Source organism: Citrobacter freundii ATCC 8090 = MTCC 1658 = NBRC 12681 (assembly GCF_011064845.1).
Classification (GTDB): domain Bacteria; phylum Pseudomonadota; class Gammaproteobacteria; order Enterobacterales; family Enterobacteriaceae; genus Citrobacter; species Citrobacter freundii.
Genome location: NZ_CP049015.1, coordinates 235,678 through 247,822, shown reverse-complemented (window position 1 = coordinate 247,822; position 12,145 = coordinate 235,678). Strand labels below are relative to the sequence as shown.

11 protein-coding genes and 1 riboswitch are annotated in these 12,145 nt (G+C 53.8%); of the genes, 4 read left to right on the top strand and 7 right to left on the bottom strand.

Annotated elements, in window-relative coordinates; genetic code table 11:
* Nucleotides 1-21: 21 nt before the first annotated feature.
* Complete coding sequence (gene nikR, locus G4551_RS01155; protein WP_003023387.1) at nt 22-423, top strand: nickel-responsive transcriptional regulator NikR; 402 nt, start codon at nt 22-24, stop codon at nt 421-423.
* A gap of 112 nt (nt 424-535) precedes the next feature.
* Here nikR and G4551_RS01150 read toward each other — a convergent pair whose 3' ends face one another.
* The 5 genes from G4551_RS01150 to G4551_RS01130 form a co-directional block, all read right to left on the bottom strand.
* The gene (locus tag G4551_RS01150; RefSeq protein WP_003837808.1) at nt 536-895 is read right to left on the bottom strand and encodes a type II toxin-antitoxin system HicB family antitoxin; all 360 of its coding nucleotides are present in this window, start codon (nt 893-895) and stop codon (nt 536-538) included.
* Nucleotides 892-1,167, bottom strand: a complete 276-nt coding sequence (locus tag G4551_RS01145) for a type II toxin-antitoxin system HicA family toxin (protein ID WP_003837806.1) — start codon at nt 1,165-1,167, stop codon at nt 892-894. Before G4551_RS01145 ends, G4551_RS01150 begins: the two co-directional genes overlap by 4 nt.
* Nucleotides 1,168-1,244: 77 nt before the next feature.
* Nucleotides 1,245-2,369, bottom strand: coding sequence for an ABC transporter permease (locus G4551_RS01140; protein WP_003837801.1), 1,125 nt, complete (start codon nt 2,367-2,369; stop codon nt 1,245-1,247).
* Nucleotides 2,369-5,116, bottom strand: a complete 2,748-nt coding sequence (rbbA, locus tag G4551_RS01135) for a ribosome-associated ATPase/putative transporter RbbA (RefSeq protein ID WP_003837799.1) — start codon at nt 5,114-5,116, stop codon at nt 2,369-2,371. The genes G4551_RS01140 and rbbA overlap by 1 nt, the downstream gene beginning before the upstream one ends.
* Nucleotides 5,113-6,180, bottom strand: coding sequence for an HlyD family secretion protein (locus tag G4551_RS01130; protein ID WP_003023381.1), 1,068 nt, complete (start codon nt 6,178-6,180; stop codon nt 5,113-5,115). Before G4551_RS01130 ends, rbbA begins: the two co-directional genes overlap by 4 nt.
* Before the next feature lie 401 nt (nt 6,181-6,581).
* A riboswitch (M-box (ykoK) riboswitch) is annotated at nt 6,582-6,765 on the top strand.
* A 55-nt stretch (nt 6,766-6,820) separates the two neighbouring features.
* On the opposite strand from G4551_RS01130, the gene G4551_RS01125 reads away from it, so the two are divergent.
* Nucleotides 6,821-7,834 carry a magnesium transporter gene (locus G4551_RS01125; RefSeq protein WP_003837796.1) on the top strand — a complete coding sequence of 338 codons (1,014 nt, stop codon included), beginning with the start codon at nt 6,821-6,823 and terminating at the stop codon, nt 7,832-7,834.
* A gap of 38 nt (nt 7,835-7,872) precedes the next feature.
* On the opposite strand, the gene G4551_RS01120 is transcribed toward G4551_RS01125, so the two are convergent.
* The gene (locus tag G4551_RS01120) at nt 7,873-9,066 is read right to left on the bottom strand and encodes a BaiN/RdsA family NAD(P)/FAD-dependent oxidoreductase (RefSeq protein WP_003837793.1); all 1,194 of its coding nucleotides are present in this window, start codon (nt 9,064-9,066) and stop codon (nt 7,873-7,875) included.
* 229 nt (nt 9,067-9,295) lie between these two features.
* Here G4551_RS01120 and pitA point away from each other — a divergent pair, with 229 nt between their 5' ends.
* Entirely contained in the window at nt 9,296-10,795 is a 1,500-nt protein-coding gene (gene pitA, locus G4551_RS01115; protein ID WP_003023373.1) for an inorganic phosphate transporter PitA, read from the top strand.
* 64 nt (nt 10,796-10,859) lie between these two features.
* On the opposite strand, the gene uspB is transcribed toward pitA, so the two are convergent.
* Nucleotides 10,860-11,195, bottom strand: coding sequence for a universal stress protein UspB (uspB, locus tag G4551_RS01110; protein ID WP_003023371.1), 336 nt, complete (start codon nt 11,193-11,195; stop codon nt 10,860-10,862).
* A gap of 392 nt (nt 11,196-11,587) precedes the next feature.
* Between uspB and uspA the strand changes: the two genes are divergently transcribed.
* Nucleotides 11,588-12,025 carry a universal stress protein UspA gene (uspA, locus tag G4551_RS01105; RefSeq protein ID WP_003023368.1) on the top strand — a complete coding sequence of 146 codons (438 nt, stop codon included), beginning with the start codon at nt 11,588-11,590 and terminating at the stop codon, nt 12,023-12,025.
* Nucleotides 12,026-12,145: the final 120 nt, after the last annotated feature.

Sequence of the window (12,145 nt, the reverse complement as noted above, 5' to 3'; positions counted from 1 at the left end):
ATATCGTAAGGTTGAAATCTGATGCAACGTATCACCATCACACTTGATGACGATTTATTAGAAACGCTCGACGGCCTGAGTCAGCGCCGTGGCTACAACAACCGTTCCGAAGCGATCCGCGATATTCTGCGCGGCGCACTGGCGCAGGAAACCACTCAGGAGCACGGCACTCAGGGCTTCGCGGTGCTCTCGTATGTTTATGAGCATGAGAAGCGTGACCTGGCGAGCCGCATTGTTTCTACCCAACACCACCACCACGATTTATCGGTCGCCACGCTGCACGTGCACATCAACCATGACGACTGCCTGGAAATCGCCGTACTAAAAGGCGACATGGGCGATGTACAGCATTTTGCCGATGACGTGATCTCCCAGCGCGGCGTGCGCCACGGTCATTTGCAGTGCCTGCCGAAAGAAGAGTAATTGCCTGTTTCGTTGCCGGATGGCGGCTACGCATTATCCGGCCTACTCCGTTACCGTTTGTAGGCCAGGCAAGCGAAGCCCCCCTGGCAATAATGAGCAAACCAACTAGCAACTATGCCTGTTTGAGACTTTTGCTGAGCGTTTCGATGATCCATGTATTGACTGATACCTGTTCTTCCGCTGCCGCAAAACTTAAACGTTCTCCGAAAGACTCTGGATAGCGCAGAGTAAACGTCTTCAGCTTTTCCGGGTTTGCGTAAGGTTCTATCCCTGCGGCAGAGCAATCATCAAGATACTCTCGTAAGGAGATCTCCCCCTCTTTTTGCAGCCCCTGAATGCTGTCAGAGACAAAATCACAATAGCCTGACAATCCCAGGAACTTACCGCGAAACGCATTAAGCTCAGGGACATAATTAATCACCGCAGGTTGACCGGCGATTTCCATTGAGTTTGGCGTTTTGGGTTTGATCATGGTTTTACCCCTATACTTGTTAACCAGTCACGTACGTTTTCGACCGCGCCTTTATCTGTATCCGGAGAAGGATGTGGTCTATGAAAACTCGCAATGCTCTTATTTAAAAGAAATTTACATCGCGAGCCTCGTCCTTCTTTGATTTCGCCACCTAACGCCTTGATCAGTGACTCAATTTCCGACCACTTGATTCCCTGCGGCGTCGGTGCTTTAAAAAGCTGATCCAGCGTGTTCTTTTGCTTTTTGCGTAAAGACAACACTTTTTCCTTCATCGCATGTCCTTATGACTTCATCCTTTGAAGTCATATTATAACAGCATACAATGCAGTCAAGATATGAAGCCAACCAATTACGCCATCGTGCCAATCGTCTTTCTAAAGCGCAGCAGCGCTATCAGGAAGAACGCGCTGCCAATCGCCAACAGCGTCAGGAACTGCGGCCAGACGATGCCAAACCCAGCGCCGCGGTAAAGTATCGCCTGCGCGAGGCTGACAAAATGGGTAGTTGGCATAGTCAGCATTATGTCCTGCACCGCCTGCGGCATGCTTTCACGCGGTGTAGAACCACCAGAGAGCATCTGTAGCGGCAGCAGTACCAGAATCATCAGTAACCCCAGTTGCGGCATAGAGCGCGCCAGCGTGCCCATAAAAATTCCGATCGAGGTGGTGGCGAACAGGCTCAGCGCCACGCCCAGCATAAACAGTGGTATCGAACCTTCAATGGGTACGCCGAGCACGCCTTTTACCATCAGCATCAGCGATAAACCGGAAACCACCAGCACCACCAGACCCATCGACCAGATTTTTGCCATCATGATCTCAAACGGCGTCACCGGCATAACCAGCAGATGTTCTATTGTCCCGTGCTCGCGCTCGCGGATCAGCGCCGACCCGGTAAGCACGATCGCCAGCATGGTGATGTTGTTGATAATCGCCATCACCGCGCCAAAGCGGGCAGGTTCCAGATTAGGGTTAAAGCGCATACGCATTTCCAACGCCACCGGCGGCTCATTGTTGTCACGGTAACGCGCCACAAAGCTGTTCACCTCGCCGCTGATGATATTCTGGATATAGCTGTTGCCGGTAAAGGCCTGGCTCATCCGCGTGGCATCGACGTTAACCTGTATATCCGGCTGCCGACCGGCCAACACATCACGCTGAAAATCAGGTGGAATGTTCACGGCGAAGGTGTAGCGCCCGGCGTCCAGTCCGGCATCCATCTCATCAGCGGTGATCATCTCCGGCGGTAAAAACCACGGGCGATAAAAGCTGTTCACAATCCGGTTCGACAACTGCGACTGGTCCATATCGGCAATAGCAATCGGCGCCAGATGCAGCGAACCCGGCAGGACGGTCGCGGAAGAATAAACCGAAATCGTGAAGGCAAAGACGATCAGCGTCAGCATCGCTTTGTCACCCAGCAGGCTGCGCAACTCTTTGATACCGAGGTTATAAATATTGCGTAATCGGCGCATCACCCCTCCTGTTTTTTCAGCAGTAATACGCTCAGACCAATCACCACCGGAATAGCTACCGCCAGCGGAATAAACAGCTGCCAGAGATCGGTCAGATCCAACGCTTTAGAGAACGTCCCACGCGCGATGGTCAGAAAATGGCTGGTCGGGTAAATTTCACCAATCCAGCGTCCAGGCCCTTCGAGCGAGGCGACCGGATCGATCATCCCGGAAAACTGCGTCGCCGGGATCAGCGTAATAATCGCCGTACCAAAAATAGCCGCGATCTGGCTTTTCATAAACGTGGAAATTAACAGACCCAGCCCGGTGGCAATGGTGACGTACAACAGCGCGGCCAGCGTCAGGGTTAAAAAACTCCCCTTATGCGGGACGCCGAACACAAAAACTGACAGCGCACACAGCAGCAGGAAGTTAAGCATCCCCAGCACGATGTACGGCAACTGTTTGCCGAGTAAAAACTCGCTGCGAGTCGTGGGCGTAACGTACAGGTTGATAATCGACCCCAGCTCTTTCTCACGCACTACGCTGAGGGCGCTGAGCATCGAGGGGATCATCATCAGCAGCAGCGGGATCACCGCCGGAACAATCGCCGGCAGACTCTTTACATCCGGGTTGTAACGATAGCGAGTTTCAATGGTCATCAGCCCGTTTTGCCCACTGGAATTGGGTTGACGCGCCATCACATCCTGCAGCCAGGTCTGATGCATCGCCTGTACGTAGCCTCTGACCGTTTCAGCGCGGCTCGGCATTGCGCCATCGACCCAGACGCCAATCTTCACCGGCGTGCCACGCGCGATATCGCGGCCAAAGTTTGGCGGGATCTCTATTGCTACCGCCACTTCGCCCGAACGCATCCGTTTGTCCAGCTCGTCATAACTGGTGAGCGGAGGCTGTTCGATAAAATAGCGCGATCCCGCCAGATTCAGCGTCCACGCCTGGCTGCTGACGGTCTGATCACGATCAAGCACCGAAAAACGCAGGTTCTCCACATCCATGCTGATGCCGTAGCCCATGATCAGCATCAGGATCACTGTGCCCATCAGCGCCAGCGTTGAACGTACCGGATCGCGTCGTAGTTCCAGCGCTTCACGGCGGCTGTAGCTGAACAACCGCCGCAGGCTAAAGCCCTGCCGCGGCAGCTGACTATTTTCATGCGCTATCGGAACATTGGCTGGCGGTAACTGAGCTTCCGGAGCCGGGCCTGCCGCTTCCTGTAACCAGGAGATAAACGCCTCTTCCAGACTGGCGGCGCCACGCTGTTTCACCAGTTCCTGCGGCGTGCCGCTGGCCAGCACTTTTCCGGCGTGCATCAGCGACATCCGGTCGCAGCGCTCCGCTTCGTTCATAAAGTGGGTGGAGATAAAAATGGTCACTTTGTCCTGCCGCGACAAATCGACCATCAGTTGCCAGAACATGTCCCTCGCCACCGGATCGACCCCGGAGGTCGGCTCATCAAGAATGAGCATTTCCGGGCGATGGATCACCGCCACCGCCAGCGACAGGCGTTGACGGATCCCCAACGGCAGCGCGCCGGGCAACGCGTCTTCGACATCGGTCAGCGAAAAACGCTCGCTCATCTCTTGTACCCGCCCGGGGATTTCCGCTTCGGGGATATGGAACAGTCGCGCATGTAGTTCGAGGTTTTGCCGGACGGTCAGCTCGCTGTAGAGCGAAAACGCCTGCGACATATAGCCCACCCGGCGGCGGGTATCGATATTCTTCGGGTCAACCGCTTGCCCAAACAACCAGGCCTCACCTTCGCTTGCGGGTAGCAGACCGGTGAGCATCTTCATGGTGGTGGATTTACCGCAGCCGTTGGAGCCGAGAAAACCGAAGATTTCCCCGCGCGGAATACGAAAGTTAACGTGGTCAACGGCGACAAACTTACCGAAGCGCATAGTCAGGTCTTTCGCCTCAATGGCAATCTCTTCCTGCTCAGCGTGATACGGTGGGATCACCACCGGCTTATGCGCCTGGCGCTGGGCTTCAGGTAGCAGCGCGATAAACGCCTGCTCCAGCGTGTTGCTGTTGGTTTGTTCGCGTAGCTGCTGGGCGCTCCCGGTGGCTAACACCTCCCCGGCGTTCATCGCTACCAGCCAGTCAAAGCGCTCGGCTTCTTCCATGTAAGCGGTCGCAACCAGCACGCTCATGTTGGTCTGCCGCTGGCGAATGCTGTTAATTAGATCCCAGAACTGGGCGCGGGACAGCGGATCGACCCCGGTGGTGGGTTCATCGAGAATTAACAGTTCCGGGTCGTGGATTAACGCGCAGCACAACCCCAGCTTTTGCTTCATCCCGCCCGAGAGTTTCCCGGCGGGACGGTCGCGAAACGGTGCCAGGCCGGTGCTGTTCAGCAGCTCGGTAATCCGCGCTTCGCGTTCCGCTTTATCATGACCAAACAGCCGGGCAAAGAAATCGACGTTCTCATACACCGACAGCGTATGGTACAGGTTTTTCCCTAACCCCTGCGGCATCCAGGCAATGCGCGGGCAGACATCCCGTCGATGTTTTGGGTCGCGCATATCGCCGCCCAACACCATCACGTTGCCGTGTTCAATGACCCGCGCGCCGGAGATGAGCGACAGCAGGCTCGATTTTCCGACGCCATCCGGGCCAATAAGCCCCACCATACAGCGGGCAGGGATATCCAGCGTGATGTTGTTCAGCGCGACCGTTTTCCCGTAATGCTGACTCACGCCGTCAAGGTGCGCCACGGGAGGAACGGGAACCAGCGCCAGATGCGTCATTGCGGCAACCTCACCACCAGGTCGTCAGGCCAGGGGCGATTTTCATCAACACGCACCCACGCCATGCCCGGCAGACCGGTTTTCACGTACTCCAGATGCTGCTGCAACAGCTCTGGCGGGATACGCGCTTTAACGCGGAACATCAGCTTCAGCCGTTCATCACTGGTTTCGACCGTTTTCGGCGTGAACTGCGCGACGCTAGCCACAAAGCTAATGGTCGCCGGAATACGCAGATCCGGCGCAGCATCCAGCACCAGGCGAGCTTCACCGCCAATCTTCAATAAACCAGCCTGTTCGGTAGGTAAGAAGAACGTCATGTAGACATCGCTGAGATCGACCATATTCAGTACGCGACCGCCCGCGGAAAGCACCTCGCCCGGTTCGGCGACACGGTACTGCACGCGACCATCGCGCGGGGCTTTCAGCTCGCTGTCATCAATATCAGCGGCAATGCGACGTTCGGTAGCCTGCGCGGCTTCTACGCGGGTTTGCGCCTGAATGATGCTGGTACGAGCGGCTTCAATTGCGGCTTTTGCCGCAGAGACCTGCGCCTTTGCGGATTCCAGTGCCGCGCGAGCGCTTTCAGCCGCTGCCCTGTCGTCATCCAGTTGTTGCTCGGATACAGCCCCACGCAGGGATAGCGAACGGGAGCGAACGTGACGTTTAGAGACCGACTGCAGTTCCGCCTCTCGCTGTTTTACCACCGACTGCGCGGCGCGCATTTCACTTTGCCGCTGTTCCAGCAGCGCTCGTGCCGCCGCCACCGCGCTTTCGGCTTCTTTGATTTGTGCGACAGCTTCCAGTCGCTGCTCCTGCAGCACGCGGGTATCCATTTTCGCCAGCACCTCGCCCTGACGAACGAACTGTCCTTCCGATACGAGGATCGTATCGATACGCCCGGCAATTTTGGTGGCAATATCCACTTCGGTAGCTTCTATTCTGCCGTTGCTGGCCGCGAAACCTTCCGGAATCCCCGCAGGACGCAACATCCACCATGCTATTGCAGCAACCACCACCACAATACCCGCGCCCCACCACACCAGATGACGCTTAATCTTTTCCATATCCGACCCGCCGTAATCCCTGTTATCAAACGATGCGTGTCACAAAGCCCACTGAACAGCTATTCAGCGGGAGATTCCATCCGGGATGAGAAGGAATGAGAAATAATGGCCAGAGTGCGGACAGGCGTAATAGCAACGCACGCCGCGAAGGAAGTGAGTGACGAAAATGCTGTGAAATCGGGTAGTAATGTTGTCATCATCAGCGTTCCTGGCCGGAAATGAAACACGCATACTCATAACTGCTGTCTATTGAATACTAACACCTGGATTCAATATGTCTATTCGGTTGTCGTTTCCAGTTCAGCCCTGGCACAAGAAATATTTCGTATATCAACGATTGATAAACAATCGCAACTATAAACATAATCAATGATTAGGCATCCCTATAATAGCGGCTCATTTACCGATCTCGTTATGGCGAGGCTCCTGTACAAATACAAGTTACCGCCCTGCTGGTATCGAGAGAGACCACTCAGGGAAATACAGGCATCCATCGAATCAAGGTGTTGCCAAGGTAACTTCTGACGATTTCACCATCGGACAGATACGTTGTTCAGTGCTAAAACCAGGACGTAGGGATCTGCCTGTGCTAACCCTGTCTTGTTCGCCCCTATGAGAGATTTTTATAGGGAATTACACCATGTCATCTATGCCACTCTGCGCCGCTCATCATCCTATGCCGGATTTCAACGGCGACGCTATCGCCCAATATATGCGCACCGATTTTATTACTCTGCCGGACCATCTCAGCGTGAACGGCGCTCGCGAGTACTTTGTCTCCCAACTCACAACGGATGACATCCCAGGCCAGGTCTTTGTTGTGGCCGGAAAAGCGCTGCGCGGGGTGTTATCCATCAAGCGCTTATTGCAGGAAAAAGATACGTCGCTGAACATCAATCATCTTACGGACAGCTGTTTATTTCATGTAAAGCCTGATGATGAACGGGCGCAGGTCGTTGCCGAGTTAGCCGAACGCGAAGTCGATCTGGTTGCTGTCGTTGAGAGAGGTGAGCTGGTCGGTTGTCTGATGGAAAAAGAGATCGCTCATCTACAGGAAGATGATGTTACCGAAGACGTTCAGCTTCAGGGCGCCACGCTACCGCTGGAAAAACCCTATCTGGAAATTAGTCCGTGGACATTGTGGAAAAAACGTTCGGTCTGGCTCCTGCTGCTGTTTGTCGCAGAAGCCTATACCAGCAGCGTGCTTCAGCATTTTGAAGAGGCGCTGGAATCTGCAATTGCCCTGGCCTTTTTTATTCCGCTATTAATTGGTACTGGCGGCAACAGCGGTACGCAGATCACTTCGACGCTGGTACGTTCAATGGCGCTGGGAGAAGTGCGGCTGCGCGATATGGGTCGGGTGATCCGCAAAGAAGTTTCAACTTCGCTGCTGATCGCTCTGACGCTGGGCCTGGCAGGGTGCTTGCGCGCGTGGATGATGGGCATCGGTATGGAAATCACGCTGATCGTCAGCCTGACGCTGGTTTGCATTACGCTGTGGAGCGCCGTGGTGTCATCAGTGATCCCCATGGTGCTCAAGCGTATCGGCATTGATCCCGCCGTGGTTTCAGCCCCGTTTATCGCCACGCTTATCGACGGTACCGGGTTAATTATCTACTTTAAAATCGCCCAGCACTTTCTTGGTCTGAACTAATGATAACGCCCGGCAGCTCAGGTTGTCGGGCGTCACAGTCAGGCTGGCGCTAAATCTTGCGCGCACGCCCAGGCACTCGACCATGCCCACTGGAAGTTATAGCCTCCCAACCAGCCGGTAACGTCCATAACTTCGCCGATAAAATAGAGTCCCGGCACTTTACGTGCTTCCATCGTGCGCGATGAAAGCTCATTGGTATCAACGCCGCCCAGCGTGACTTCAGCGGTACGATACCCTTCTGTACCGTTCGGCTGCACCCGCCAATCGGTCAGCGTCTCAACCAGCGTTTGTTGATCGCGCACGTTAAGCTGTTTCAGCGAGACGTCCGGGATTTGCCCTAACTGCTGTAAACATTCCACCAGACGTTTTGGCAACTGCATAGCAAGCGTATTCTTTAAGCTCTGATTAGGGTGGGCGCTGCGTTGGTCATCGAGGAAGCTCGCAAGGTCAACATCCGGCAACAAATTAATGCTGACAAATTCGCCTGGCTGCCAAAAACTGGAAATCTGCAGTACGGCCGGACCAGAAAGCCCGCGGTGTGTAAAGAGCAGATTTTCACGAAAGACGGTGCCGTCCTCGGCGGTGATAACAGAGGAGACCGACACGCCAGAGAGCACCTGGAGCTGCTCCAGCAGTGGCTTATGCAACGTAAAGGGCACCAGTCCTGCGCGCGTTGGCAATACGTTCAGACCGAACTGTTCGGCAATTTTATAACCAAACGGCGTCGCGCCCAGCCCCGGCATAGAGAGACCACCGGAGGCAATAACCAGCTTTTTCGTGCCCACGGTCATCCCGTTCAATTCGAGAATGAAATCATCACCCTCTCGCTCGACGCTCAGGACTTCGCTACGTAACCGCATAGTTACGTTACCTTTTTCACACTCGTCTACCAGCATATCGACAATTTGCTGTGCGGAATCATCGCAGAACAGCTGGCCTAGCGTTTTTTCGTGCCAGGCAATACCGTGTTTGCCCACCAGGTCGATAAAATCCCACTGCGTGTAACGCGCCAGCGCCGATTTGCAAAAATGGGGGTTTTGGCTCAAATAGGCGGCAGGCTCGACATAAAGATTGGTAAAGTTGCAGCGTCCCCCGCCAGACATGAGAATCTTACGCCCCGGCTTTTTACCATTATCAATCAGCAGTACGCGACTACCTGCTTGTCCTGCCTGCGCGGCACAAAACATACCCGCTGCGCCAGCGCCTATAATAACGGTATCAAACCTTTCCACGTTGCGATCCTCTCTAAAAAGCGGGTGTGAATTGTAAAGATTCCTCAGTGGTCGCACCAGCACCAAACTACCGATAAAGGGTATTTAACTGAAATATATAGGATAATTCTTTAGTGGTGTAAAACAAAGCAGGAGACAAATCAAAAAAACTCTATATTTCACTTTGCCCGCGCCGCCAAAGTCACTGATAATGCGCCGCGTTCATGTCCTCAAAATGGCGTAACGTCCTATGCTACATTTGTTTGCTGGCCTGGATTTACATACCGGGCTTTTACTATTGCTTGCTCTGGCTTTTGTGCTGTTCTACGAAGCGATTAACGGCTTCCATGATACAGCCAATGCTGTCGCAACCGTGATCTATACCCGTGCAATGCGTTCGCAATTGGCGGTGGTCATGGCTGCGGTGTTCAACTTCTTTGGTGTTTTGCTGGGCGGTCTCAGCGTGGCATATGCCATCGTGCATATGCTGCCAACGGATCTGCTGCTCAATATGGGATCGTCACATGGCCTCGCCATGGTGTTCTCCATGCTGCTGGCGGCAATTATCTGGAACCTGGGTACCTGGTACTTTGGTTTGCCTGCATCCAGCTCCCACACGCTAATTGGCGCCATTATCGGTATTGGTTTAACCAATGCGCTGATGACCGGCACTTCTGTGGTAGATGCACTTAACATTCCGAAAGTTATCGGTATTTTTGCCTCGCTTATCATCTCGCCAATTGTTGGTCTGGTGGTTGCGGGCGGTCTTATTTTCATTCTGCGTCGCTACTGGAGCGGTACAAAAAAACGTGCCCGTATCCACCTGACGCCAGCAGAACGTGAAAAGAAAGATGGCAAGAAAAAGCCGCCGTTCTGGACCCGTATTGCCCTAATCCTCTCCGCTATCGGCGTGGCGTTCTCTCATGGCGCTAACGACGGGCAGAAAGGCATTGGTCTGGTGATGCTGGTGCTGATTGGCGTAGCGCCTGCAGGCTTCGTGGTGAATATGAATGCTTCCGGTTACGAGATTACCCGTACCCGTGATGCCATCAATAACGTCGAAGTCTTCTTCCAGCAGCGTCCTGACCTCCTTAAACAGGCCACAGGCGTAGACCAGTTGATTCCGTCCCCGACGGACGCGGCACCAGCGACGACGACAGAGTTCCATTGCCACCCGGCGAATACCATCAACGCGCTGGAACGTGCGAAAGGTATGCTGGCGAACCTGGAAACCTACGACAAGTTAAGCGTCGAACAGCGCGGTCAACTGCGTCGCATTATGCTCTGCATCTCTGATACCACCGATAAAGTGGTGAAACTGCCTGGCGTAAGCACTGACGATCAGCGTCTGCTGAAGAAACTGAAAGCTGACATGCTGAGCACCATTGAGTACGCGCCTATCTGGATCATTATGGCCGTCGCACTGGCGCTGGGCATTGGTACCATGATCGGCTGGCGTCGCGTAGCCACCACCATTGGTGAGAAAATCGGTAAGAAAGGCATGACCTATGCCCAGGGGATGTCGGCACAGATGACCGCCGCAGTCTCTATCGGTCTCGCCAGCTACACCGGTATGCCTGTTTCCACCACCCACGTTCTCTCTTCTTCCGTTGCGGGGACGATGGTTGTTGATGGCGGCGGTTTACAGCGTAAAACGGTGACCAGCATTCTGATGGCCTGGGTCTTCACCCTGCCAGCCGCAATTCTTCTTTCCGGCGGGCTTTACTGGCTCTCTCTGAAGCTTATCTAAGCGAATGCACGGTAAAAAAGCGGGTCAGTTTTCTGACCCGCTTTTTTTGTATCTGTCGTTGGCATCAGTGCCAGATAATCAGCGCAACCATGCTGATTAGCACCAGGCCACATAGCGCGCTGGTGAGGATGAACTGACCGCGAACCCGCTCACAGCGGCGAATAAACTCATCATCATGATGATCGCGGTAACGCTGAGCGTAGATATACCACACCAGACGCATCTGCTTGTTCGGTTGCCCATGCGAGGTAAAAAAGCCCCCACCATCTACATACTGGTAAAGCAATGGATCGCAACCACGAAGTACCACTAACAGTGCGCGTAGCGAAGAAAAATAGCGCGCCATATTAACAATGCAAACGACACATAAAGCCCAGAACAATGCAATGGTGCTTATCATACCTCCTCCCCGGCGACCCGCCCACGGAACTCCTTTCCGGGACTACCGCTCCCCGATACCCTGCCAAACCATTCAGTGAAGAGTACAGCCGAACCGTTCGTATTAGTATCACGCATCCGAACGCCTCTCTAGATAGTGTAGGAGATTAGTTAATTTTTTTGCCAGAAGGTTAATCGCTATCAATGCAATTAACTAAAAAATTTGTTTAACTGCTTGGCAAGCAAGGCGGATTGACGGATTATCCTGGTCGCTATAATGTAAGGATAGTCCTTATATGGTACGTTTTTACGACTGGGCTAGCCCCGCGCGCAAGGTTCGCAGGACGCGGATGACGCGGCGGCAGGTAAACGCCAGCAGGCTAGTCATCGACAACTTATGGAAGGAGTAACACTATGGCTTATAAACACATTCTTATCGCGGTTGATCTTTCTCCGGAAAGCAAAGTTCTGGTTGAAAAAGCGGTCTCTATGGCGCGGCCTTACAATGCTAAAGTCTCCCTTATCCACGTTGACGTAAACTATTCCGACCTGTACACCGGGCTTATCGACGTGAATCTGGGCGACATGCAGAAACGCATTTCTGAAGAAACCCACCACGCGCTAACCGAGCTTTCCACCAACGCAGGCTACCCTATCACCGAAACCCTGAGCGGTAGCGGCGACCTGGGTCAGGTTCTGGTTGATGCCATCAAAAAATACGACATGGATCTGGTCGTTTGTGGTCATCACCAGGATTTCTGGAGCAAGCTAATGTCCTCCGCGCGCCAACTGATCAACACTGTCCACGTCGACATGCTGATTGTTCCGCTGCGTGACGACGAAGAAGCATAAAACGCTGGCCGTCGGGAGATAACCCGACGCGCTACAAGTCGTTAAGCCTGTAAACGCCCGCCTTTGCGGGCGTTTTTGTTTTTATCATTCAGACGCAATTAGTACATCAATCCAACAAAT